Annotated in this window: 33 protein-coding genes; 31 read left to right on the forward strand and 2 right to left on the reverse strand. The window is 67.2% G+C overall.

Features of this window, described 5'->3' with window-relative positions; translation table 11 throughout:
* Window positions 1-8 precede the first annotated feature (8 nt).
* From rplB to truA, 27 genes are all read left to right on the forward strand, one after another.
* The gene (rplB, locus tag DEJ49_RS21990) at window positions 9-845 is read left to right on the forward strand and encodes a 50S ribosomal protein L2 (protein ID WP_055564828.1); all 837 of its coding nucleotides are present in this window, start codon (window positions 9-11) and stop codon (window positions 843-845) included.
* A 12-nt stretch (window positions 846-857) separates the two neighbouring features.
* Window positions 858-1,139 carry a 30S ribosomal protein S19 gene (rpsS, locus tag DEJ49_RS21995; protein ID WP_069770399.1) on the forward strand — a complete coding sequence of 94 codons (282 nt, stop codon included), beginning with the start codon at window positions 858-860 and terminating at the stop codon, window positions 1,137-1,139.
* A gap of 41 nt (window positions 1,140-1,180) precedes the next feature.
* Entirely contained in the window at window positions 1,181-1,528 is a 348-nt protein-coding gene (rplV, locus tag DEJ49_RS22000; RefSeq protein WP_004571827.1) for a 50S ribosomal protein L22, read from the forward strand.
* On the forward strand, window positions 1,528-2,361 hold the full coding sequence (gene rpsC, locus DEJ49_RS22005; protein WP_055564829.1) for a 30S ribosomal protein S3: 834 nt from the start codon (window positions 1,528-1,530) through the stop codon (window positions 2,359-2,361). Before rplV ends, rpsC begins: the two co-directional genes overlap by 1 nt.
* 5 nt (window positions 2,362-2,366) lie before the next feature.
* Window positions 2,367-2,786, forward strand: a complete 420-nt coding sequence (gene rplP, locus DEJ49_RS22010; protein WP_055698227.1) for a 50S ribosomal protein L16 — start codon at window positions 2,367-2,369, stop codon at window positions 2,784-2,786.
* Window positions 2,786-3,010 (forward strand): 50S ribosomal protein L29, encoded by a 225-nt coding sequence (gene rpmC, locus DEJ49_RS22015; protein ID WP_006347226.1) that lies wholly within the window; start codon window positions 2,786-2,788, stop codon window positions 3,008-3,010. Before rplP ends, rpmC begins: the two co-directional genes overlap by 1 nt.
* Window positions 3,010-3,297, forward strand: coding sequence for a 30S ribosomal protein S17 (gene rpsQ / locus DEJ49_RS22020; RefSeq protein WP_150171090.1), 288 nt, complete (start codon window positions 3,010-3,012; stop codon window positions 3,295-3,297). The genes rpmC and rpsQ overlap by 1 nt, the downstream gene beginning before the upstream one ends.
* A 106-nt stretch (window positions 3,298-3,403) precedes the next feature.
* Complete coding sequence (rplN, locus tag DEJ49_RS22025; protein WP_003974257.1) at window positions 3,404-3,772, forward strand: 50S ribosomal protein L14; 369 nt, start codon at window positions 3,404-3,406, stop codon at window positions 3,770-3,772.
* Between the two features lie 2 nt (window positions 3,773-3,774).
* Window positions 3,775-4,098: a 50S ribosomal protein L24 gene (gene rplX / locus DEJ49_RS22030; protein WP_016645174.1), complete on the forward strand. Its 324-nt coding sequence runs from the start codon at window positions 3,775-3,777 to the stop codon at window positions 4,096-4,098.
* The gene (gene rplE / locus DEJ49_RS22035) at window positions 4,098-4,655 is read left to right on the forward strand and encodes a 50S ribosomal protein L5 (RefSeq protein WP_055564831.1); all 558 of its coding nucleotides are present in this window, start codon (window positions 4,098-4,100) and stop codon (window positions 4,653-4,655) included. The genes rplX and rplE overlap by 1 nt, the downstream gene beginning before the upstream one ends.
* A gap of 5 nt (window positions 4,656-4,660) precedes the next feature.
* Complete coding sequence (locus DEJ49_RS22040) at window positions 4,661-4,846, forward strand: type Z 30S ribosomal protein S14 (protein WP_003956452.1); 186 nt, start codon at window positions 4,661-4,663, stop codon at window positions 4,844-4,846.
* A 211-nt stretch (window positions 4,847-5,057) separates the two neighbouring features.
* Complete coding sequence (gene rpsH, locus DEJ49_RS22050; RefSeq protein WP_018528360.1) at window positions 5,058-5,456, forward strand: 30S ribosomal protein S8; 399 nt, start codon at window positions 5,058-5,060, stop codon at window positions 5,454-5,456.
* A 21-nt stretch (window positions 5,457-5,477) separates the two neighbouring features.
* Window positions 5,478-6,017 carry a 50S ribosomal protein L6 gene (rplF, locus tag DEJ49_RS22055; protein ID WP_030782548.1) on the forward strand — a complete coding sequence of 180 codons (540 nt, stop codon included), beginning with the start codon at window positions 5,478-5,480 and terminating at the stop codon, window positions 6,015-6,017.
* A gap of 3 nt (window positions 6,018-6,020) precedes the next feature.
* Entirely contained in the window at window positions 6,021-6,404 is a 384-nt protein-coding gene (gene rplR, locus DEJ49_RS22060) for a 50S ribosomal protein L18 (protein WP_055564833.1), read from the forward strand.
* Between the two features lie 41 nt (window positions 6,405-6,445).
* Window positions 6,446-7,051, forward strand: a complete 606-nt coding sequence (gene rpsE, locus DEJ49_RS22065) for a 30S ribosomal protein S5 (RefSeq protein WP_055564834.1) — start codon at window positions 6,446-6,448, stop codon at window positions 7,049-7,051.
* Window positions 7,051-7,233: a 50S ribosomal protein L30 gene (gene rpmD / locus DEJ49_RS22070; protein WP_005481207.1), complete on the forward strand. Its 183-nt coding sequence runs from the start codon at window positions 7,051-7,053 to the stop codon at window positions 7,231-7,233. The genes rpsE and rpmD overlap by 1 nt, the downstream gene beginning before the upstream one ends.
* 1 nt (window position 7,234) lies before the next feature.
* Window positions 7,235-7,690, forward strand: a complete 456-nt coding sequence (gene rplO, locus DEJ49_RS22075; protein WP_055564835.1) for a 50S ribosomal protein L15 — start codon at window positions 7,235-7,237, stop codon at window positions 7,688-7,690.
* A gap of 224 nt (window positions 7,691-7,914) precedes the next feature.
* Entirely contained in the window at window positions 7,915-9,228 is a 1,314-nt protein-coding gene (gene secY / locus DEJ49_RS22080; protein WP_150185743.1) for a preprotein translocase subunit SecY, read from the forward strand.
* Window positions 9,228-9,881, forward strand: a complete 654-nt coding sequence (locus tag DEJ49_RS22085; RefSeq protein ID WP_150185744.1) for an adenylate kinase — start codon at window positions 9,228-9,230, stop codon at window positions 9,879-9,881. Before secY ends, DEJ49_RS22085 begins: the two co-directional genes overlap by 1 nt.
* Window positions 9,882-9,978: 97 nt before the next feature.
* Window positions 9,979-10,815 carry a type I methionyl aminopeptidase gene (gene map, locus DEJ49_RS22090; protein ID WP_150185745.1) on the forward strand — a complete coding sequence of 279 codons (837 nt, stop codon included), beginning with the start codon at window positions 9,979-9,981 and terminating at the stop codon, window positions 10,813-10,815.
* Window positions 10,816-10,976: 161 nt separating this feature from the next.
* A complete protein-coding gene (gene infA / locus DEJ49_RS22095; protein ID WP_003948620.1) occupies window positions 10,977-11,198 on the forward strand; it encodes a translation initiation factor IF-1 in 222 nt (73 codons plus the stop codon).
* A gap of 58 nt (window positions 11,199-11,256) precedes the next feature.
* Window positions 11,257-11,370: a 50S ribosomal protein L36 gene (rpmJ, locus tag DEJ49_RS22100; RefSeq protein ID WP_003948619.1), complete on the forward strand. Its 114-nt coding sequence runs from the start codon at window positions 11,257-11,259 to the stop codon at window positions 11,368-11,370.
* Between the two features lie 188 nt (window positions 11,371-11,558).
* Entirely contained in the window at window positions 11,559-11,939 is a 381-nt protein-coding gene (gene rpsM, locus DEJ49_RS22105; RefSeq protein WP_127912744.1) for a 30S ribosomal protein S13, read from the forward strand.
* Between the two features lie 65 nt (window positions 11,940-12,004).
* Window positions 12,005-12,409, forward strand: coding sequence for a 30S ribosomal protein S11 (gene rpsK / locus DEJ49_RS22110; RefSeq protein ID WP_003948617.1), 405 nt, complete (start codon window positions 12,005-12,007; stop codon window positions 12,407-12,409).
* A gap of 122 nt (window positions 12,410-12,531) precedes the next feature.
* On the forward strand, window positions 12,532-13,554 hold the full coding sequence (locus DEJ49_RS22115; protein WP_016645160.1) for a DNA-directed RNA polymerase subunit alpha: 1,023 nt from the start codon (window positions 12,532-12,534) through the stop codon (window positions 13,552-13,554).
* A gap of 81 nt (window positions 13,555-13,635) precedes the next feature.
* Window positions 13,636-14,124, forward strand: a complete 489-nt coding sequence (gene rplQ, locus DEJ49_RS22120) for a 50S ribosomal protein L17 (RefSeq protein WP_150185746.1) — start codon at window positions 13,636-13,638, stop codon at window positions 14,122-14,124.
* An 81-nt stretch (window positions 14,125-14,205) separates the two neighbouring features.
* The gene (truA, locus tag DEJ49_RS22125; RefSeq protein ID WP_150185747.1) at window positions 14,206-15,060 is read left to right on the forward strand and encodes a tRNA pseudouridine(38-40) synthase TruA; all 855 of its coding nucleotides are present in this window, start codon (window positions 14,206-14,208) and stop codon (window positions 15,058-15,060) included.
* 16 nt (window positions 15,061-15,076) lie between these two features.
* Here the strand turns inward: truA and DEJ49_RS22130 are convergent, their stop codons facing one another.
* The gene (locus tag DEJ49_RS22130; RefSeq protein WP_150185748.1) at window positions 15,077-15,943 is read right to left on the reverse strand and encodes a hypothetical protein; all 867 of its coding nucleotides are present in this window, start codon (window positions 15,941-15,943) and stop codon (window positions 15,077-15,079) included.
* 74 nt (window positions 15,944-16,017) lie between these two features.
* Between DEJ49_RS22130 and DEJ49_RS22135 the strand changes: the two genes are divergently transcribed.
* The 4 genes from DEJ49_RS22135 to glmM all read left to right on the forward strand — a co-directional run bounded on the left by DEJ49_RS22135 (window position 16,018) and on the right by glmM (window position 19,940).
* Window positions 16,018-17,226 (forward strand): glycosyltransferase family 87 protein, encoded by a 1,209-nt coding sequence (locus DEJ49_RS22135; protein WP_150185749.1) that lies wholly within the window; start codon window positions 16,018-16,020, stop codon window positions 17,224-17,226.
* A gap of 210 nt (window positions 17,227-17,436) precedes the next feature.
* The gene (gene rplM, locus DEJ49_RS22140) at window positions 17,437-17,880 is read left to right on the forward strand and encodes a 50S ribosomal protein L13 (protein ID WP_150171106.1); all 444 of its coding nucleotides are present in this window, start codon (window positions 17,437-17,439) and stop codon (window positions 17,878-17,880) included.
* Window positions 17,881-17,922: 42 nt separating this feature from the next.
* A complete protein-coding gene (gene rpsI / locus DEJ49_RS22145) occupies window positions 17,923-18,444 on the forward strand; it encodes a 30S ribosomal protein S9 (RefSeq protein ID WP_150185750.1) in 522 nt (173 codons plus the stop codon).
* A gap of 137 nt (window positions 18,445-18,581) precedes the next feature.
* Window positions 18,582-19,940 (forward strand): phosphoglucosamine mutase, encoded by a 1,359-nt coding sequence (gene glmM / locus DEJ49_RS22150; protein WP_150185751.1) that lies wholly within the window; start codon window positions 18,582-18,584, stop codon window positions 19,938-19,940.
* On the opposite strand, the gene DEJ49_RS22155 is transcribed toward glmM, so the two are convergent.
* Entirely contained in the window at window positions 19,937-20,884 is a 948-nt protein-coding gene (locus tag DEJ49_RS22155) for a DUF389 domain-containing protein (protein ID WP_150185752.1), read from the reverse strand. The two genes, glmM and DEJ49_RS22155, sit on opposite strands and share 4 nt — an antisense overlap.
* Window positions 20,885-20,932: the final 48 nt, after the last annotated feature.

Genomic DNA, 20,932 nt, shown 5'->3' on the forward strand with positions numbered 1-20,932 from the left:
ACTGAGAAATGGGAATCCGCAAGTACAAGCCGACTACGCCGGGCCGTCGTGGCTCCTCCGTAGCCGACTTCGTCGAGGTAACGCGGTCCACGCCGGAGAAGTCGCTGGTTCGCCCGCTGCACAGCAAGGGCGGCCGTAACAATTCCGGTCGTGTGACCGTTCGCCACCAGGGTGGTGGCCACAAGCGCGCCTACCGCGTGATCGACTTCCGTCGCCACGACAAGGACGGCGTGCCGGCCAAGGTCGCGCACATCGAGTACGACCCCAACCGCACGGCGCGCATCGCGCTGCTGCACTACGCGGACGGCGAGAAGCGCTACATCCTCGCCCCGCGCGGCACGCAGCAGGGTGACCGGATTGAGAGCGGCCCCGGTGCCGACATCAAGCCCGGCAACAACATGGCGCTGCGCAACATCCCCGTGGGTACGACGATCCACGCCATCGAGCTGCGGCCCGGCGGCGGCGCGAAGTTCGCCCGCTCCGCGGGTGCCTCCGTGCAGCTGCTCGCGAAGGAAGGCGCCATGGCGCACCTTCGCATGCCGTCCGGTGAGATCCGCCTGGTCGACGTCCGCTGCCGCGCCACCATCGGCGAGGTCGGCAACGCCGAGCAGTCGAACATCAACTGGGGCAAGGCCGGCCGTATGCGCTGGAAGGGCGTCCGCCCGACCGTGCGTGGTGTCGTGATGAACCCGGTCGACCACCCGCACGGTGGTGGTGAAGGCAAGACCTCCGGTGGTCGTCACCCGGTCTCGCCGTGGGGCAAGAAGGAGGGTCGTACTCGTGATCGCAACAAGGCGAGCAACAAGTACATCGTCCGTCGCCGCAAGTCGAACAAGAAGCGCTAGGAGCGGGTTTAGATGCCGCGCAGTCTCAAGAAGGGGCCCTTCGTCGACGACCACCTCGTAAAGAAGGTGGACGCTCAGAACGAAGCCGGTTCCAAGAACGTCATCAAGACCTGGTCCCGTCGCTCGATGATCATTCCCAGCATGCTGGGTCACACGATCGCGGTGCACAACGGCAAGACCCACATCCCGGTGTTCGTCACCGAGTCGATGGTCGGCCACAAGCTCGGCGAGTTCTCGCCGACTCGCACCTTCCGCGGCCACGTCAAGGACGACCGGAAGTCGAAGCGCCGCTAGTGCGGGGTGGAACGACTATGACTAACACCGAAGGGACAACCATGGAAGCCAGGGCCCAGGCGCGGTACATCCGCGTCACGCCCATGAAGGCCCGCCGCGTGGTGGACCTCATCCGTGGCATGGATGCCACGGAGGCTCAGGCGGTCCTGCGTTTCGCCCCGCAGGCCGCGAGCGTGCCGGTCGGCAAGGTGCTGGACAGCGCCATTGCCAACGCCGCGCACAACTACGACCACACCGACGCCTCTTCGCTGGTCATCAGCGAGGCGTACGTGGATGAGGGCCCGACCCTGAAGCGGTTCCGTCCGCGTGCTCAGGGCCGTGCCTACCGGATCCGTAAGCGGACCAGCCACATCACCGTGGTCGTCAGCAGCAAGGAAGGAACCCGGTAATGGGCCAGAAGGTAAACCCGCACGGGTTCCGGCTCGGTGTCACGACCGACTTCAAGTCGCGTTGGTACGCCGACAAGCTGTACAAGGACTACGTCAAGGAAGACGTCGCCATCCGTCGGATGATGACGTCCGGCATGGAGCGCGCCGGCATCTCGAAGGTTGAGATCGAGCGCACCCGTGACCGCGTGCGTGTGGACATCCACACCGCTCGTCCCGGCATCGTCATCGGCCGCCGTGGCGCCGAGGCCGACCGCATCCGCGGTGACCTCGAGAAGCTCACGGGCAAGCAGGTCCAGCTGAACATCCTCGAGGTCAAGAACCCCGAGGTCGACGCTCAGCTCGTGGCCCAGGCCGTCGCGGAGCAGCTGTCCTCCCGCGTCTCCTTCCGTCGCGCCATGCGTAAGAGCATGCAGTCGGCGATGAAGGCGGGCGCCAAGGGCATCAAGATCCAGTGTGGTGGCCGCCTCGGTGGCGCCGAGATGTCGCGCTCGGAGTTCTACCGCGAGGGCCGTGTGCCCCTGCACACGCTCCGCGCCAACGTGGACTACGGCTTCTTCGAGGCCAAGACGACCTTCGGCCGCATCGGCGTGAAGGTCTGGATCTACAAGGGCGACGTCAAGAACATCGCCGAGGTCCGCGCCGAGAACGCCGCTGCCCGCGCCGGCAACCGCCCGGCCCGTGGTGGCAACGACCGCCCGGCCCGTGGTGGCCGCGGTGGCGAGCGTGGCGGTCGCGGTCGCAAGCCGCAGCAGTCGGCTCCGGCCGCCGAGGCCCCCAAGGCCGAGGCGCCCGCCGCTGCTCCGGCTGCTGAGAGCACCGGAACGGAGGCCTGACCGAAATGCTGATCCCCCGTAGGGTCAAGCACCGCAAGCAGCACCACCCGAAGCGCAGCGGTATGTCCAAGGGTGGCACGCAGGTTGCGTTCGGCGAGTACGGCATCCAGGCGCTGACCCCGGCGTACGTGACGAACCGTCAGATCGAGGCCGCTCGTATCGCCATGACGCGTCACATCAAGCGTGGCGGCAAGGTCTGGATCAACATCTACCCGGACCGCCCCCTCACCAAGAAGCCTGCCGAGACCCGCATGGGTTCCGGTAAGGGTTCGCCGGAGTGGTGGGTCGCCAACGTCAAGCCCGGACGCGTCATGTTCGAGCTGTCGTACCCGAACGAGAAGATTGCTCGTGAGGCGCTCACCCGCGCTGCTCACAAGCTTCCGATGAAGTGCCGCATCGTCCGGCGCGAGGCAGGTGAGTCGTGATGTCGGCCGGTACCAAGGCGTCCGAGCTGCGCGAGCTGGGCAACGAGGAGCTTGTCAACAAGCTTCGCGAGGCCAAGGAAGAGCTGTTCAACCTCCGCTTCCAGGCGGCGACGGGCCAGCTCGAGAACCACGGTCGGCTCAAGGCCGTCCGTAAGGACATCGCGCGGATCTACACCCTCATGCGTGAGCGCGAGCTGGGCATCGAGACGGTGGAGAGCGCCTGATGAGCGAGAGCAACGTGACTGAAGAGACGAAGGCCGCGCGCGGCTTCCGCAAGACCCGTCAGGGTCTGGTCGTCAGCGACAAGATGGACAAGACCGTCGTCGTCGCTGTCGAGGACCGCGTGACGCACGCGCTGTACGGCAAGGTCATCCGCCGTACGAACAAGCTCAAGGCGCACGACGAGCAGAACGCTGCCGGCGTCGGCGACCGCGTCCTCCTGATGGAGACGCGTCCGCTGTCCGCCACCAAGCGCTGGCGCATCGTCGAGATCCTCGAGAAGGCCAAGTAATTCTCTGAGGGGTATCCCTCAGGGTTCGTTCCGCCAGGCTCGGCAGGGGCCCATCTCGTGAGAGAGAAGCCCCTGCCGGGAACCGGCAGACAAACAGGAGATAGACGTGATCCAGCAGGAGTCGCGACTGCGCGTCGCCGACAACACGGGTGCGAAGGAAATTCTCACCATCCGTGTTCTCGGTGGCTCGGGTCGCCGCTACGCGGGCATCGGTGACGTCATCGTCGCCACCGTGAAGGACGCGATCCCCGGTGGCAACGTGAAGAAGGGTGACGTCGTCAAGGCGGTCATCGTTCGCACCGTCAAGGAGCGCCGCCGTCCGGACGGCTCGTACATCCGCTTCGACGAGAACGCCGCCGTCATTCTGAAGAACGACGGCGACCCTCGCGGCACCCGTATCTTCGGCCCCGTCGGCCGTGAGCTGCGCGAGAAGAAGTTCATGAAGATCATCTCGCTCGCGCCGGAGGTGCTGTAAGCATGAAGATCAAGAAGGGCGACCTGGTCCAGGTCATCACCGGTAAGGACAAGGGCAAGCAGGGCAAGGTCATTGCCGCTTACCCGCGCGACGAGCGCGTCCTGGTCGAGGGTGTCAACCGGGTCAAGAAGCACACGAAGGCCGGCCCGACCGCCAGCGGCTCGCAGGCCGGCGGCATCGTGACCACCGAGGCCCCCGTCCACGTCTCCAACGTCCAGCTGGTCGTGGAGAAGGACGGCAACAAGGTCGTCACGCGCGTCGGTTACCGCTTCGACGACGAGGGCAACAAGATCCGCGTTGCCAAGCGGACGGGTGAGGACATCTGATGACGACCACCACCACTCCGCGTCTCAAGACGAAGTACCGCGAGGAGATCACGGGCAAGCTGCGTGAGGAGTTCTCGTACGAGAACGTCATGCAGATCCCCGGCCTGGTCAAGATCGTGGTCAACATGGGTGTCGGCGACGCCGCCCGTGACTCGAAGCTGATCGACGGCGCCATCCGCGACCTCACCACGATCACCGGTCAGAAGCCGGCCGTGACGAAGGCCCGGAAGTCCATCGCGCAGTTCAAGCTGCGCGAGGGCCAGCCGATCGGCTGCCACGTCACGCTCCGTGGCGACCGCATGTGGGAGTTCCTGGACCGCACCCTGTCGCTCGCGCTGCCGCGCATCCGCGACTTCCGTGGTCTGTCCCCCAAGCAGTTCGACGGCCGTGGCAACTACACCTTCGGTCTCACGGAGCAGGTCATGTTCCACGAGATCGACCAGGACAAGATCGACCGCGTCCGGGGTATGGACATCACCGTGGTCACCACGGCGACCAACGACGCTGAGGGCCGTGCGCTCCTTCGTCACCTCGGCTTCCCGTTCAAGGAGGCGTAAGCGAGATGGCGAAGAAGGCTCTGATTGCCAAGGCTGCTCGTAAGCCCAAGTTCGGTGTGCGTGCGTACACCCGCTGCCAGCGCTGCGGCCGTCCGCACTCCGTCTACCGCAAGTTCGGCCTCTGCCGCGTGTGCCTTCGTGAGATGGCTCACCGTGGCGAGCTCCCGGGCGTGACCAAGAGCTCCTGGTAGTCCCCGCTTTTCGGGACTGCCTGGATCTCTCGGTAAGTAAAGGGCTGGCAGCCGCCCTCCTCCAGATGGCTTAGGCTAGGAGGGTTGGGCGTCTGCCGCCCTGACCGACTTACTACGCCGTAGGTCCCCGCGCCGCACCCGTCCCGCCTCTGAGTGGGGAGAGGGATGGCGCAGATAGGAAACCCCGGCGAGAGAGGCCGAAGGCCAATTCATGACCATGACTGATCCGATCGCGGACATGCTGACTCGTCTGCGTAACGCGAACTCGGCGTACCACGACACCGTGGCGATGCCGCACAGCAAGATCAAGTCTCACATCGCGGAGATCCTCCAGCAGGAGGGCTTCATCACGGGCTGGAAGGTCGAGGACGCCGAGGTCGGCAAGAACCTCGTTCTCGAGCTGAAGTTCGGCCCGAACCGTGAGCGCTCCATCGCGGGCATCAAGCGGATCTCCAAGCCCGGTCTCCGGGTTTACGCGAAGTCCACCAACCTGCCGAAGGTCCTCGGCGGCCTCGGCGTGGCGATCATCTCCACGTCGCACGGTCTCCTGACCGGCCAGCAGGCAGGCAAGAAGGGCGTAGGTGGGGAAGTCCTCGCCTACGTCTGGTAGTCGGGAACGGAGGAATAGCTAATGTCGCGTATTGGCAAGCTCCCCATCACGGTTCCCGCCGGCGTGGACGTCACCATCGACGGCCAGACGGTCGCGGTCAAGGGCCCCAAGGGATCCCTGAGCCACACCATCGTCGCGCCGATCGAGATCGCTAAGGGTGAGGACGGCGTCCTGAACGTCACCCGCCCGAACGACGAGCGTCAGAACAAGGCCCTCCACGGCCTGTCCCGCACGCTGGTGGCGAACATGATCACCGGCGTGACCCAGGGTTACGTGAAGAAGCTCGAAATCAGCGGTGTCGGTTACCGCGTCCTGGCGAAGGGCTCCAACCTGGAGTTCTCGCTCGGCTACAGCCACCCGATCCTGATCGAGGCGCCCGAGGGCATCTCCTTCAAGGTCGAATCGGCGACCAAGTTCTCGGTCGAGGGCATCGACAAGCAGAAGGTCGGCGAGGTTGCGGCCAACATCCGCAAGCTGCGCAAGCCCGACCCGTACAAGGCCAAGGGCGTCAAGTACGAAGGCGAAGTCATCCGCCGCAAGGTCGGAAAGGCGGGTAAGTAAGCCATGGCATACGGTGTCAAGATTGCTAAGGGCGACGCTTACAAGCGTGCTGCCATCAAGCGTCGTCACATCCGCATCCGTAAGCACATCTCGGGTACGGCTGAGCGTCCGCGCCTGGTCGTGACGCGCTCGAACCGCCACATCGTGGCCCAGGTCATCGACGACATCAAGGGTCACACCCTTGCGTCGGCGTCGACCCTGGACACCACGATCCGCGGCGCCGAGGGCGACAAGTCCGCGGCCGCCAAGTCGGTCGGCGCCCTGGTCGCCGAGCGCGCCAAGGCCGCCGGTGTCGAGACTGTCGTGTTCGACCGTGGTGGTAACCAGTACGCCGGGCGCATCGCCGCCCTGGCGGACGCCGCCCGCGAAGCCGGACTCAAGTTCTGAGTCGGTTCCGTAGCTAGCGGAAACAGAGAGAGGTAATTCCAATGGCTGGACCCCAGCGCCGCGGTGGCGGTGCCGGTGGCGGCGAGCGGCGGGACCGGAAGGGTCGCGACGGTGGCAACGCCGCCGCCGAGAAGACCGCGTACGTTGAGCGCGTTGTCGCGATCAACCGCGTCGCCAAGGTTGTGAAGGGTGGTCGTCGCTTCAGCTTCACTGCGCTCGTCGTAGTGGGCGACGGTGACGGCACCGTGGGTGTCGGTTACGGCAAGGCCAAGGAGGTGCCGGCCGCCATCGCCAAGGGTGTTGAGGAGGCCAAGAAGCACTTCTTCAAGGTCCCCCGTATCCAGGGCACCATCCCGCACCCCATCCAGGGTGAGAAGGCCGCGGGCGTCGTCCTGCTCAAGCCTGCTTCCCCCGGTACCGGTGTTATCGCCGGTGGCCCGGTGCGTGCCGTGCTCGAGTGCGCGGGCGTGCACGACATCCTGTCGAAGTCCCTGGGCTCCGACAACGCGATCAACATCGTGCACGCGACCGTGGCGGCCCTCAAGGGCCTGCAGCGTCCCGAGGAGATCGCGGCTCGCCGTGGTCTGCCCCTCGAGGACGTCGCCCCCGCGGCTCTCCTTCGTGCGCGTGCGGGAGCGGGTGCGTAATGGCACAGCTCAAGATCACGCAGACGAAGTCGTACATCGGCAGCAAGCAGAACCACCGCGACACCCTGCGTTCCCTTGGTCTCAAGGGCATCAACACGCAGGTCGTCAAGGAGGACCGCCCCGAGTTCCGCGGCATGGTGCACACCGTCCGCCACCTCGTGACGGTTGAGGAGGTCGACTGACATGGCGGAGCAGAACCCGCTGAAGGTCCACAACCTCCGGCCCGCCCCGGGCGCCAAGACCGCCAAGACCCGTGTGGGTCGTGGTGAGGCGTCCAAGGGTAAGACCGCTGGTCGTGGTACCAAGGGCACCAAGGCCCGTTACCAGGTTCCGGAGCGCTTCGAGGGTGGCCAGATGCCCCTCCACATGCGTCTCCCGAAGCTCAAGGGCTTCAAGAACCCGTTCAAGACCGAGTTCCAGGTCGTGAACCTCGACAAGCTGAGCGCGCTGTACCCGGAGGGTGGCGAGGTCACCGTCGAGGGTCTCGTCGCCAAGGGTGCCGTTCGCAAGAACAGCCTCGTCAAGGTGCTCGGCCAGGGTGAGGTCACCGTGGCGCTGCAGGTGACGGTCGACGCCGTCTCCGGCTCCGCCAAGGAGAAGATCACCGCCGCCGGCGGTACCGTCACCGAGCTCGTCTGATTCATCCAGACGTGTCGATGACATGAGCGATTCCCAGCCGGGGATGCCCCACAAAAGGGGCATCCCCGGTTGGTCGTTCCTAGGGGGGCACGGTCGCCGGTAAGGTGGCGTGCACTGTCTAAGCTCCGTGCGGTCTGCCCGCACGGTTTTCTTGACTGATACGTATTCGTCGAACCTCAGACCATTACCTCTGACGCACGCGCGCGGGGGTCGCAGGAGGCACCGTGCTCACCGCGTTCGCCCGGGCGTTCAAGACGCCCGACCTGCGCAAGAAGCTGCTCTTCACACTCGGCATCATCGTGATCTACCGGGTGGGTACGCATGTGCCGATTCCCGGTGTCGACTACCGGAACGTCCAGACCTGCATCGACAACGCCAACGCGAACCAGGGCCTGTTCGGTCTGGTCAACATGTTCAGCGGTGGCGCGCTGCTGCAGATCACGATCTTCGCGCTCGGCATCATGCCGTACATCACGGCGAGCATCATTCTGCAGCTGCTGACCGTGGTGATCCCGCGACTCGAGGCCCTCAAGAAGGAGGGCCAGGCCGGCACCGCGAAGATCACGCAGTACACGCGCTATCTGACCATCGCGCTCGCGATCCTTCAGGGCACCGGCCTCGTGGCCACCGCCCGCACCGGCACCCTCTTCCAGGGCTGCCCCGTGGCCAGCGAGATCGTGCCCGACCAGTCGATCTTCGTCACCATCACGATGGTCATCACCATGACCGCCGGTACGGCGTGCGTCATGTGGCTCGGTGAGCTCATCACCGACCGCGGCATCGGCAACGGCATGTCGATCCTGATGTTCATCTCGATCGCCGCGACCTTCCCGAGCGCCCTGTGGGCCATCAAGCAGCAGGGTGACCTGGCGGGCGGCTGGATCGAGTTCGGCACCGTCATCGCGGTCGGTCTCGTCATGGTCGGCCTGGTGGTCTTCGTCGAGCAGGCGCAGCGTCGCATTCCGGTCCAGTACGCGAAGCGAATGATCGGCCGCAGGTCCTACGGCGGTACGTCGACGTACATTCCGCTGAAGGTCAACCAGGCGGGCATCATCCCTGTGATCTTCGCCTCGTCGCTGCTTTACATTCCCGCGCTCGTCGCTCAGTTCGCGGGCGGCAACTCGGGATGGAAGACGTGGATCGAGGCGAACCTGACCAAGGGTGACCATCCGATTTACATCGCCACGTACTTCATCCTGATCGTCTTCTTCGCCTTCTTCTACGTCGCGATCTCCTTCAACCCCGAGGAAGTCGCCGACAACATGAAGAAGTATGGTGGCTTCATCCCGGGCATCCGGGCTGGCCGTCCGACCGCTGAGTACCTGAGTTACGTACTCAACCGGATCACCTGGCCGGGTTCGCTGTATCTGGGTCTGATCGCTCTTGTGCCGACGATGGCGTTGGTGGGCTTCCAGGCGAACCAGAACTTCCCGTTCGGCGGGACGAGCATCCTCATCATCGTGGGTGTGGGTCTGGAAACCGTGAAGCAGATCGAGAGCCAGCTCCAGCAGCGCAATTACGAAGGGTTCCTCCGCTGATGCGAATCGTCCTCGTCGGGCCGCCCGGTGCGGGCAAGGGAACGCAGGCCGCGTTCCTCGCCAAGAACCTGTCGATCCCGCACATCTCCACGGGCGACCTCTTCCGTGCCAACATCAGTCAGGGCACGGACCTGGGCAAGCAGGCGAAGGCGTACATGGACGCCGGGAACCTCGTCCCCGACGAGGTGACCATCGCCATGGCGAAGGACCGCATGGCGCAGCCGGACGCCGAGAACGGCTTCCTGCTCGACGGGTTCCCGCGCAACGTGTCGCAGGCGGAGGCGCTGGACGAGGCGCTCAAGGCCGACGACGTGAAGCTCGACGCCGTCCTGGACCTGGAGGTCCCCGAGGACGAGGTCGTCAAGCGGATCGCGGGCCGACGGATCTGCCGCAAGGACTCCAGCCACGTCTTCCACGTGACGTACAGCAAGCCGAAGCAGGAAGGCGTCTGTGACGTCTGCGGCGGCGAGCTCTACCAGCGCGAGGACGACAGCGAGGACACGGTGCGCAAGCGGCTCGAGGTCTACCACACGCAGACCGAGCCGATCATCGACTACTACCGGACCCAGGGTCTGGTCGTGACGATCTCGGCGCTCGGCAAGGTGGACGAGGTCACCGAGCGCGCGATGGACGCGCTCAAGGGCGACAAGTAGTTCAGTACGCTGTTTCCGGCCGCGGTGCCCCTCGGGGGACCGCGGCCGTAGTGTTGTATACGTCGGTTGTCGGACGGAAGACGGAGAGCGGAACCCCATGGTGCAGATCAAGACCCCCGAGCAGATCGCGAAGATGCGTGAGGCGGGCCTTGTCGTCGCCGCGATTCACGCCGCGACCCGGGAGGCCGCGGTGCCCGGCGCCACGACGAAGGATCTGGACGAAGTCGCCCGCAAGGTGATCGCGGAGCACGGGGCGAAGTCGAACTTCCTGGGGTACGGCGGGTTCCCCGCGACGATCTGCACGTCGGTCAACGAGGTCGTCGTGCACGGCATCCCCGACGACAAGACCGTCCTGAAGGACGGCGACATCATCTCCATCGACGCGGGCGCCATCGTCGACGGCTGGCACGGCGACGCGGCCTACACGGCGTTCGTGGGCACCGGTCACGCTCCGGAGCTGATCGAGCTCTCGCGGGTGACCGAGGAGTCCATGTGGGCCGGTCTCGCGGCCATGAAGCAGGGCAACCGGCTCGTCGACATCTCCCGCGCCATCGAGACGTACATCCGCCGGCAGCCGAAGCCGGGCGGCGGCAAGTACGGGATCGTCGAGGACTACGGCGGCCACGGCATCGGCACCGAGATGCACATGGACCCGCACCTCCTGAACTACGTCGAGCGCCGCCGCGGCAAGGGCCCGAAGCTGGTCCCCGGCTTCTGCCTCGCCATCGAGCCCATGGTCTCCCTCGGCACCCCGCGCACGGAGGTCCTGGAGGACGACTGGACCGTCATCACCACGGACGGGACCTGGTCCTCGCACTGGGAGCACACGATCGCCCTCACGGAGGAGGGGCCGATCGTCCTGACGGCTCCGGACTGCGGGAAGGCGAAGCTGGCGGAGTACGGCGTGACGACCGCGCCGGACCCGCTGGGCTGAGGTCCGCACCCGCTTGCTTAAGGATCTTCGTCGTGGGGCAGACTTTCTCGATTCGTCTTTCCGAGTGCACTGACGTAGACTGACGCGTCGGCTCTCGTGCATCCGTGTGTCTGCATACGGAGCATGTAGTCGATCAAGGTAGTCGATTCGAAGGGCGAAGCGTGGCCAAGAAGCAAGGTGCCATCGAGATCGAAGGCACTGTCGTCGAGTCTCTTCCGAACGCCATGTTCAAGGTGGAGCTCCAGAACGGCCACCAGGTCCTGGCACACATCAGCGGCAAGATGCGCATGCACTACATCCGCATCCTCCCTGACGACCGGGTCGTGGTGGAGCTGTCTCCGTACGACCTGACGCGTGGCCGGATCGTCTACCGGTACAAGTAGATCTTGCCCGCATCCCGCTCGCGCGGGGTGGTGGCACTGACCCGGAGAACCTCACCCAATGAAGGTCAAGCCGAGCGTCAAGAAGATCTGCGACAAGTGCAGGGTGATCCGCCGTCACGGCCGGGTCATGATCATCTGCGACAACCCGCGCCACAAGCAGCGCCAGGGCTGACGCACGACTGCAGTTCGCAGATTTTCGCGCGACGCACGTAATCAATACGCAGAGCACGTCCCTCTTCAGATCCATCGGTATATGGAGGGCGACACCCCCGGTCGGAGGCCGGGGACCCAGCCGGTACCTCATACGGCCACTGGGAGTGGTTCTGCCGAAGACCTCCGAAGAATCAACAGGAGCCATGAATGGCACGCGTTGAAGGCGTTGACCTCCCGCGCGACAAGCGCATCGAGGTCGCCCTCACCTACGTGTTCGGCATCGGCCGCACGCTGGCCCAGCAGACGCTGGACGCCACCGAGGTGGACCGCAACACCCGCGTTCGCGACCTGACCGAGGAAGACCTCGTCAAGATCCGTGAGTACGTGGACGCCAACATCAAGACCGAGGGTGACCTCCGTCGCGAGATCCAGGCCGACATCCGCCGCAAGGTCGAGATCGGTTGCTACCAGGGTCTCCGTCACCGTCGTGGTCTGCCCGTCCGCGGTCAGCGCACCAGCACCAACGCCCGCACCCGCAAGGGCCCGCGTCGCGCCATCGCCGGTAAGAAGAAGCCGGGCAAGAAGTAGTCCTCGCTCAGCGGTCTATCGACAGCTGACGCTGCAGGACCGACCACCTCCCGTAGGAGTTATAGATGCCCCCCAAGGGTCGTCAGGGCGCTGCCAAGAAGGTGCGCCGCAAGGAAAAGAAGAACGTCGCCCACGGGCACGCTCACATCAAGAGCACGTTCAACAACACGATCGTGTCCATCACGGACCCGACCGGCAACGTGATCTCGTGGGCCTCCGCCGGCCACGTCGGCTTCAAGGGCTCGCGCAAGTCCACGCCGTTCGCCGCGCAGATGGCCGCCGAGTCGGCTGCCCGTCGCGCCCAGGAGCACGGCATGCGCAAGGTCGACGTGTTCGTCAAGGGCCCGGGTTCGGGCCGCGAGACGGCCATCCGTTCGCTGCAGGCGACCGGTCTCGAGGTCGGCTCCATCCAGGACGTGACGCCCACGCCGCACAACGGCTGCCGTCCGCCCAAGCGTCGTCGCGTCTGACGTTCGTACGTCGCTTGACTTGAGGTTCCGGGCGGTACGGCTCTTCGGAGTCGTATCGCCCGTACCCTTGTAGTACTCAAGGGCATCAAATAGTGGGTGCCCATGACTGAAGGAATCACTTCATGCTGATCGCTCAGCGTCCCTCGTTGACCGAAGAGGTCGTCGACGAATTCCGCTCCCGGTTCGTGATCGAGCCGCTGGAGCCGGGCTTCGGCTACACCCTCGGCAACTCCCTCCGCCGCACCCTGCTCTCGTCGATCCCCGGCGCTGCTGTCACCAGCATCCGCATCGACGGTGTCCTGCACGAGTTCACCACCGTGCCGGGTGTCAAGGAGGACGTCACCGACCTCATCCTCAACATCAAGCAGCTGGTCGTGTCCAGCGAGCACGACGAGCCCGTCGTGATGTACCTGCGCAAGCAGGGCCCGGGCCTCGTGACCGCCGCTGACATCGCCCCGCCGGCCGGTGTCGAGGTGCACAACCCCGACCTGGTCCTCGCCACGCTCAACGGCAAGGGCAAGCTGGAGATGGAGCTGACCGTCGAGCGCGGTCGCGGCTACGTCTCCGCGGTGCAGAACAAGCAGGTCGGCCAGGAGATCGGCCGCATCCCGGTCGACTCGATCTACTCGCCGGTCCTCAAGGTCACGTACAAGGTCGAGGCGACCCGTGTCGAGCAGCGCACCGACTTCGACAAGCTGATCGTCGACGTCGAGACCAAGCAGGCGATGCGTCCGCGTGACGCCATGGCCTCCGCCGGTAAGACGCTGGTCGAGCTCTTCGGTCTCGCCCGTGAGCTCAACATCGACGCCGAGGGCATCGACATGGGCCCGTCCCCCACGGACGCCGCCCTTGCCGCCGACCTGGCGCTGCCGATCGAGGAGCTCGAGCTCACCGTTCGGTCGTACAACTGCCTCAAGCGCGAGGGCATCCACTCCGTGGGTGAGCTCGTGGCCCGCTCCGAGGCGGACCTGCTCGACATCCGCAACTTCGGTGCGAAGTCGATCGACGAGGTCAAGATGAAGCTCAACGGCATGGGTCTCGCGCTGAAGGACTCGCCTCCCGGCTTCGACCCGACCGCTGCCGCTGACGCCTTCGGGGCTGACGACGACGCGGACGCCGGGTTCGTCGAGACCGAGCAGTACTGATGAACTGCCCGAGGGCGTCCGCCCTCGGGGCCCTGTCCCCGGTACCTGATACGGCCGGGGCAGATCACTAGGAGAAACACCATGCCGAAGCCCACCAAGGGTGCCCGTCTGGGCGGCAGCGCCGCGCACGAGAAGCTTCTGCTGGCGAACCTCGCCAAGCAGCTCTTCGAGCACGGCCGGATCACGACGACCGAGGCCAAGGCCCGTCGTCTGCGTCCGTACGCGGAGCGTCTGGTCACCAAGGCGAAGAAGGGTGACCTTCACAACCGCCGCCAGGTGCTGTCCGTCATCACCGACAAGAGCATCGTGCACACGCTCTTCACGGAGATCGGCCCGCGCTACGAGAACCGCCCGGGTGGCTACACCCGTATCACCAAGATCGGTAACCGTCGTGGCGACAACGCGCCCATGGCGATCATCGAGCTGGTGGAGGCCCTGACCGTGGCCCAGGAGGCCACCGGTGAGGCCGAGGCGGCCACGAAGCGTGCCGTCAAGGAAGACACCCTCAAGAAGGACGCGCCCGCCGAGGACGCGCCGGTTGAGGCCGCCGAGGAGTCGAAGGACGCCTGAGGCTCTGCCTTGCAGTGAGCGGGTCCGCCCTTCGGGGCGGGCCCGCTTTCGCATGTATGGGGCGCTGAGAGGATTGCGGTTGTGAGCGATGAAGTAGAGCCCGGGTTCGTGCGGGTGCGGTTGGATCTTTCTTATGACGGCAGGGATTTCTCCGGCTGGGCCAAGCAGAAGCAGGGGCAGCGGACCGTCCAGGGGGAGATCGAGGCCGCACTGCGGACGGTGACGCGGTCGCAGGAGACGTACGAGCTGACCGTCGCGGGGCGGACCGACAGTGGCGTGCACGCCCGGGGGCAGGTCGCCCATGTCGACCTGCCGGAGAGCGTGTGGGCCGAGCACGGCGACAAGCTGCTGCGCAGGCTCGCCGGGCGGCTGCCGCACGACGTGCGGGTGTGGAAGGTCGCCGAGGCGCCCGCCGGGTTCAACGCCCGGTTCGCGGCCGTGTGGCGGCGGTACGCGTACCGCGTGACCGACCACCCCGGCGGCGTCGACCCGCTGCTGCGGGGGCACGTGCTGTGGCACGACTGGGCCCTGGACCTCGACGCCATGAACGCCGCGGCCGAGCGGCTCGTCGGTGAGCACGACTTCGCCGCGTACTGCAAGAAGCGCGAGGGTGCCACGACCATTCGTACGCTGCAGGAACTGCGGTGGGAGCGGCGGACGGACGGGATTCTCGAAGCGACTGTGCGGGCCGACGCGTTCTGCCACAACATGGTGCGCTCGCTGGTCGGCGCCATGCTGTTCGTGGGGGACGGGCACCGGCCCGTGGAGTGGCCGGAGAAGGTGCTCCGCGCGGGTGTGCGGGACTCCGCCGTGCACGTCGTGCGGCCGCACGGGCTGACGCTCGAAGAGGTCGGCTACCCCGCCGACGACCTGCTCGCCGCGCGCAGCAAGGAGGCGCGCAACAAGCGGACGCTGCCCGGGGCCGGGTGCTGCTGAGGTCCGCCGGAACCGGCTACTGCGGGGCTTCGGCGGCGGCCGACGCCTGAGCCGTGCCGCGCAGGTGGATGCGCTGGAACGCGAAGCGGGAGAGGTCGTCGCCGACGCCGTACGCCTTGCGGTCGCCCGTCGTCACGTTCTTGCCGCTGGTGTAGCCGGTGGTGGTGAAGTACGCGTAGCGGCCGTAGGCGTTGTAGGTGCCGCGGCACACGCCCGTGCGGCAGAAGGAGGGCACGCCCTTGCCGGACAGCGAGTTCACGAGGCCCTTCTCCGCCTGCTCCTTGACCTTCGTCGCGTCGGCGGCCGTGTCGAACACGGCGACGCCGATCGTGACCGCGACACCGTCCCTGATGTAGCTGGCGCGGATCAGGCGCGTGCAGTCGTTCCTGGCGAGGACCGAGGCGAGGGCGGGCTGGGTGACCGACGTGCACTTCGTGGTGCTGTCGGTCGCGCCCTTCTTGTAGAGGCGCTCGCCGGTCCGCCACGACTTGCCGGGGAACATGCCCTCGGGGGTGAGCGGCGCCTTGTCCTTCTTGGCGCTGGAGATGAAGTCCTTGGGGTCCGGCGGGGGCGGCGGTGTGGTCGCCTCGAAGGACGGCTCCGCCTCCTTGCTCGCGCCCGGGATGTCCGCGGCCGTCGGCAGCTCGCCGGCCGGCTTGTTCGACGCGGAGGGTTCGTCGCTGTTCGCCGTGACGACGGTGATGGCGACGGCGGCGGCGATGCCGACGGTCGCGAAGACTCCGCCGCCGATCAGCAGCCACTTGCGGCGGCGGGTGCGCGCCTCGGAGGCCTCGGCGAGCGCCGCCCAGTCGGGCGTGGGCCCGCCACCGGGTCCGCCCGTTCCGCCCGGACCCCACTGAGGTCCCCCTTGCCCAAAGCTCATGGGGCGCATCTTAGACGTGCTTCCCGGGATGTTGAGCGGGGGTTGCGCGGGGCGTCAGGCCTAGCCTGAAGCGTATGAATTCGGGCAAAGAGGGCGTTTGTGGGTGGTGGGAGAAGCCGGCCGAGTCGTACGTCCGGTGGGTGCTCGGGGTGGTGCTCGTCGCCGCGGTCGTCCGGGTCGGCCTCGCCTCTCCGCAGGGCGGAATGGACAACGCCATCGTGGTGCGGGCCGCCGACGCCTGGCTCCACGGGCGCTCGCCCTACGCCGACCGGCACTTCCTCTATCTCCCCGGCGCCGTGCTCGCGGCGGTCCCGCAGGCGCTGCTGCCCGCGGACGTGGTGCGGTTCCTGGTGCCCGCGGGGGTGACCGGCGGGCTCGTCGGGGGGTGGGCGTGTGCGCTGCGGGTGTACGGAGTGCCACTGCGGAGTCGGTTCGCCGTGTACGGGCTGCTCGGGCTCGCCCTCGGCTTCGCGCCCTTCGGGCACCTCGTCCAGCTCGGCAACTGGACGGCGGGCTCCGCGCTCGCGCTGCCGTGCGCGCTGCTCCTCGTGTGCCGCGGGCGGTGGGTCGCGGCCGGGCTCGTCATCGGGGCGGCCGTGGCCGTGAAGCCGCTGCTCGCGCCCGTGCTTCTTCTGTTCGTGTTCGCGCGCAGGTGGTGGGCGCTCGCGGCGGCCGTGGGCGTGCCCGCGCTGGTGTCGGCGGTCGCCGCGCTCGCCATGCCGGACCCGGCCGGGTTCTTCACGCGGACGCTGCCCTTCCTGCTGCGCGGCGAGGACTCCTTCGTACGCCTCTATGAGGCATCGCCCGCCGCGGTGCTCGCGCGGCTCGGGGTGCCGGAGTCGGGCGCCACGCTGCTGGCCGGGGGCGCGGCGGCGGCCGGGGTGTGGTGTGCGTGGCGGCGGTGGGGGAGGGGAGAGGAGGGCGTGGCGACGGCGAGGGTCGTGGAATGCGCCGTGATGCTGATGCTTTCGGCCTTTCTGGTCTCCCGGCCGTCGTACGACCACTATCTGTTGGTCGTCCTGCCGCTGCTGCTCGCCGGGGCCCTGACACCGGGGGCGGCCGCGCGCAGTCCGTGGTTCTGGGTGGCGCTGGTGCCGCAGGTGCCGGGGTTCACCTGGCCGTGGCTGGAGCCCGGGACGCGGCGGGCCTTCAAGGATGCGGTGACGCTGTGCGTGCTGGCGGGCACGGTCGGGTGGGCGTGCGTGCGGACCGCTACGCTGGAGAGTGCGGACCCGCCCATGGCGAGGGAGTCGCCGGTGCCTGGCTCCAGGGCCGCGTTTTGACCGGTACGGGCCAGCGCGGGTACTCTCGACGATTGATACGTATTGGTGTCCTCGATCTCACGCGAAAGGGCCCTTACGTAGGTTCCCTGGAGCAGTTACCAGTGGCTCGCATACGGGCAGCGTCCCCGGCACTGTGAGCCCCAGCTGCATGATCGCTTCCTGGGTGCCGTGTGTCTGGACCCCATCCACTGAAGAAGCGAAGGCTACTAAGTGCGTACGTACAGCCCCAAGCCCGGCGACGTGACCCGCCAGTGGCACGTCATCGACGCTCAGGACATCGTCCTGGGTCGTCTGGCGACCACCGCTGCCACCCTCCTGCGTGGCAAGCACAAGGCGATCTACGCCCCCCACGTCGACACCGGTGACTTCGTCATCATCATCAACGCGGAGAAGGTTCACCTCTCCGGCAACAAGAAGACCCAGAAGATGGCGTACCGCCACTCCGGTTACCCGGGTGGTCTGCGTTCCGTCCGTTACGACGAGCTGCTCGAGAAGAGCCCCGAGAAGGCTGTCGAGAAGGCCGTCAAGGGCATGCTCCCCAAGAACACCCTGGGCCGTCAGATGCTCTCGAAGCTGAAGGTCTACGCGGGCGACCAGCACCCGCACGGCGCTCAGCAGCCGGTCCCGTTCGAGATCACCCAGGTCGCGCAGTAGTTCCGGCCACCCCCTAAGACGTAAAGAAATCTGAGGAGAATCGTGGCCGAGACCACCGTTGAGCAGCCGGTCGAAGAGACCGAGGGTGTCGACGTAGAGCAGTACACCACCGAGTCCGAGGCGCCCGTCGAGGGCGAGTACACCTCGGAGTCGAACGCCGCGCGCTTCGGCGACCCCCAGCCGGCCGCCGGCCTGGGCCGTCGCAAGAACGCCATCGCCCGCGTCCGGATCGTCCCGGGCACCGGCAAGTGGAAGGTCAACGGGCGCACGCTCGAGGACTACTTCCCGAACAAGGTCCACCAGCAGGAAGTCAACGAGCCCTTCAAGGTGCTCGAGCTCGACGGCCGCTACGACGTCATCGCCCGCATCTCGGGTGGCGGCGTCTCCGGCCAGGCCGGTGCGCTCCGTCTCGGTGTCGCCCGTGCGCTGAACGAGGCCGACGTCGAGAACAACCGCGGCGCCCTCAAGAAGGCCGGTTACCTCAAGCGTGACGACCGTGCGGTCGAGCGCAAGAAGGCCGGTCTCAAGAAGGCCCGTAAGGCTCCGCAGTACAGCAAGCGCTAATCGCTGCCTGCTCGTACTTTCGTTCGCCCCGGCGGCACTCACCGTGCTGCCGGGGCGTTCGTCTATTCAGGACCATTCAGGAACCATTCAGGAACCCCTGAGGCAATTCGCTTTTCTGGAACGTTCGGAGGACAGCAGTGGGACGACTCTTCGGCACGGACGGCGTGCGCGGTGTCGCCAACGCGGATCTGACGGCCGAGCTCGCGCTCGGTCTCTCCGTGGCAGCGGCGCACGTACTCGCCGAGGCGGGCACCTTTGAAGGCCACCGCCCGGTAGCGGTGGTCGGGCGTGATCCGCGCGCGTCCGGGGAGTTCCTGGAGGCCGCGGTGGTCGCGGGCCTCGCGAGCGCGGGCGTGGACGTCCTGCGCGTCGGTGTGCTGCCCACCCCCGCGGTGGCGCATCTCACCGGTGCGCTGGGCGCCGACCTCGGTGTCATGCTCTCCGCCAGCCACAACGCGATGCCCGACAACGGCATCAAGTTCTTCGCCCGCGGCGGCCACAAGCTCGCCGACGAGCTGGAGGACCGCATCGAGTCCGTCTACGAGGAGCACCGCACGGGTGCCCCGTGGCAGCGGCCCACGGGGTCGGGCGTCGGTCGCGTGAAGTCGTACGACCAGGGGCTCGACCAGTACGTGGCCCACCTCATCGGGGTCCTCCCGAACCGTCTCGACGGGCTGAAGATCGTCCTCGACGAGGCGCACGGTGCCGCCGCGCGCGTCTCGCCCGAGGCGTTCTCGCGGGCCGGTGCCGAGGTCATCACGATCGGCGCCCAGCCCGACGGCCTGAACATCAACGACGGGTGCGGGTCCACGCACCTCGACCTGCTCAAGGCCGCCGTCGTCGAGCACAAGGCCGACTTCGGCGTCGCGCACGACGGGGACGCCGACCGCTGCCTCGCCGTGGACCACACGGGCGCCGAGGTCGACGGCGACCAGATCCTCGCGGTGCTCGCCCTCGCCATGCGCGAGCACGGCACGCTGCGCCACGACACGGTCGTCGCCACGGTCATGTCGAACCTCGGCTTCAAGCTCGCCATGGAGGGCCAGGGACTCTCGCTGGTGCAGACCTCCGTCGGCGACCGGTACGTGCTGGAGTCGATGAAGGAGCACGGCTTCGCGCTCGGCGGCGAGCAGTCCGGGCACGTGATCATCCTCGACCACGCGACGACCGGCGACGGCACGCTGACCGGGCTGCTGCTCGCGGCGCGCGTCGCCGAGACGGGCCGTTCGCTCGCCGACCTCGCGAGCGTCATGGAGCGGCTCCCGCAGGTCCTCATCAACGTGCCCGACGTCGACAAGTCGCGCGTGAAGACCTCCGCCGAGCTGTCCGCCGCGGTCGTCGACGCGGAGCGCGAGCTCGGCACCACCGGCCGCGTACTGCTGCGCCCCTCCGGGACCGAGCCGCTGGTGCGGGTCATGGTGGAGGCCGCGGACATCGAGCAGGCCCGGTCCGTGGCCGGCCGCCTCGCCGACGTGGTGAAGTCCGCGCTGGGCTAGACCCGCGCTGTCTTCGCGGTGCGCTCGCGCTGCCTGGCCCAGAGGATCTTCTGGGCGAGCAGCGTGAGCGTGCCCGCGAGGATGATGCCGAGCAGGTTCAACAGGAGCTGCTCCGTGGAGCCCCAGGCCTGCTTGTACTCGTCGTAGCTGAAGGCGACCGCGGCGTTCGCGGCGGCGGGGACCGTCGTCACGGAGATCGCCACGCCCACCAGCGCGCCCGACTTCGCCGAGGTGAGGGAGAGCGTGCCCGCGGCGCCCGCGAGGACGGCCACCACGAACGAGAACCAGTCGGGCCGGTAGATGAAGTTCGTGTTCGGGCGCTCCGCCTTGAGGGCGTCGTCCGTGAACAGGTCCATCGCGTCCATGAAGTAGCTGAACCCGACCGTCACCGCCATCGCCGCCGCGAAGCCGACGAGCAGCGCGATCAGCGAGCGCAGGGCCAGGCGGGGCGCGCGCTGGACCAGGGCCGTGCAGAAGCCGGCCAGCGGGCCGAACTCCGGGCCCACCGCCATCGCGCCGACGATCAGGATCGCGTTGTCGAGGACCACACCGCACGCCGCGATCATCGTGGCGAGCGTGATGAACGCGACGTACGTGACCGACAGCGTCGACTCCTCGTGGGTCGCGTCGGCCAGCTGCTCCCACAGGACGGCGTCCGCGCCCTCGCCGGGCGCGTCGTCCGCGGCCTCCTCCGCGCGCCGGGACAGCGACAGGTCGATGGTCTCCACGGCGATCGAGCCGGTCTCGTCGATGCCGAGTCCGCGCAGACCGCCGATGAGTTCGTCGCCCGCCTCACGGGCCACGTCGCACATGACGACATCGCCCGCGGGGTTGCGGGCCGCGCCCGGGAGCACCGCGAGATGGGTGGTGCCGACCGTCCCCTCGATCAGGTCGACGACGTCGTCGGTTCTGTCCGGGGGCGTGATCAGGCGCAGGTGCAGCATGGACGCAGGTTAGCCGGGCCGCGGCTCCCGCGGTCCGCGCCGACGCTC

This window comes from Streptomyces venezuelae (assembly GCF_008642335.1).
Classification (GTDB): Bacteria; Actinomycetota; Actinomycetes; order Streptomycetales; family Streptomycetaceae; genus Streptomyces; species Streptomyces venezuelae_F.

Coding starts and splice junctions, on each gene's coding strand:
- rplX (WP_016645174.1), top strand. CDS start 3,775: ATGAAGATCAAGAAGGGCGACCTGGTCCAGGTCATCACCGGTAAGGAC.
- rpsC (WP_055564829.1), top strand. CDS start 1,528: ATGGGCCAGAAGGTAAACCCGCACGGGTTCCGGCTCGGTGTCACGACC.
- rpsK (WP_003948617.1), top strand. CDS start 12,005: ATGCCCCCCAAGGGTCGTCAGGGCGCTGCCAAGAAGGTGCGCCGCAAG.
- rplR (WP_055564833.1), top strand. CDS start 6,021: ATGGCATACGGTGTCAAGATTGCTAAGGGCGACGCTTACAAGCGTGCT.
- rplO (WP_055564835.1), top strand. CDS start 7,235: ATGGCGGAGCAGAACCCGCTGAAGGTCCACAACCTCCGGCCCGCCCCG.
- rpmD (WP_005481207.1), top strand. CDS start 7,051: ATGGCACAGCTCAAGATCACGCAGACGAAGTCGTACATCGGCAGCAAG.
- DEJ49_RS22115 (WP_016645160.1), top strand. CDS start 12,532: ATGCTGATCGCTCAGCGTCCCTCGTTGACCGAAGAGGTCGTCGACGAA.
- DEJ49_RS22135 (WP_150185749.1), top strand. CDS start 16,018: ATGAATTCGGGCAAAGAGGGCGTTTGTGGGTGGTGGGAGAAGCCGGCC.
- rplP (WP_055698227.1), top strand. CDS start 2,367: ATGCTGATCCCCCGTAGGGTCAAGCACCGCAAGCAGCACCACCCGAAG.
- DEJ49_RS22130 (WP_150185748.1), bottom strand. CDS start 15,943: ATGAGCTTTGGGCAAGGGGGACCTCAGTGGGGTCCGGGCGGAACGGGC.
- DEJ49_RS22040 (WP_003956452.1), top strand. CDS start 4,661: ATGGCGAAGAAGGCTCTGATTGCCAAGGCTGCTCGTAAGCCCAAGTTC.
- rpsE (WP_055564834.1), top strand. CDS start 6,446: ATGGCTGGACCCCAGCGCCGCGGTGGCGGTGCCGGTGGCGGCGAGCGG.
- rpsS (WP_069770399.1), top strand. CDS start 858: ATGCCGCGCAGTCTCAAGAAGGGGCCCTTCGTCGACGACCACCTCGTA.
- rplE (WP_055564831.1), top strand. CDS start 4,098: ATGACGACCACCACCACTCCGCGTCTCAAGACGAAGTACCGCGAGGAG.
- rplB (WP_055564828.1), top strand. CDS start 9: ATGGGAATCCGCAAGTACAAGCCGACTACGCCGGGCCGTCGTGGCTCC.
- rplF (WP_030782548.1), top strand. CDS start 5,478: ATGTCGCGTATTGGCAAGCTCCCCATCACGGTTCCCGCCGGCGTGGAC.
- rplV (WP_004571827.1), top strand. CDS start 1,181: ATGGAAGCCAGGGCCCAGGCGCGGTACATCCGCGTCACGCCCATGAAG.
- rpmJ (WP_003948619.1), top strand. CDS start 11,257: ATGAAGGTCAAGCCGAGCGTCAAGAAGATCTGCGACAAGTGCAGGGTG.
- rpsH (WP_018528360.1), top strand. CDS start 5,058: ATGACCATGACTGATCCGATCGCGGACATGCTGACTCGTCTGCGTAAC.
- DEJ49_RS22085 (WP_150185744.1), top strand. CDS start 9,228: ATGCGAATCGTCCTCGTCGGGCCGCCCGGTGCGGGCAAGGGAACGCAG.
- rpsQ (WP_150171090.1), top strand. CDS start 3,010: ATGAGCGAGAGCAACGTGACTGAAGAGACGAAGGCCGCGCGCGGCTTC.
- rpmC (WP_006347226.1), top strand. CDS start 2,786: ATGTCGGCCGGTACCAAGGCGTCCGAGCTGCGCGAGCTGGGCAACGAG.
- DEJ49_RS22155 (WP_150185752.1), bottom strand. CDS start 20,884: ATGCTGCACCTGCGCCTGATCACGCCCCCGGACAGAACCGACGACGTC.
- map (WP_150185745.1), top strand. CDS start 9,979: ATGGTGCAGATCAAGACCCCCGAGCAGATCGCGAAGATGCGTGAGGCG.
- rpsM (WP_127912744.1), top strand. CDS start 11,559: ATGGCACGCGTTGAAGGCGTTGACCTCCCGCGCGACAAGCGCATCGAG.
- rplQ (WP_150185746.1), top strand. CDS start 13,636: ATGCCGAAGCCCACCAAGGGTGCCCGTCTGGGCGGCAGCGCCGCGCAC.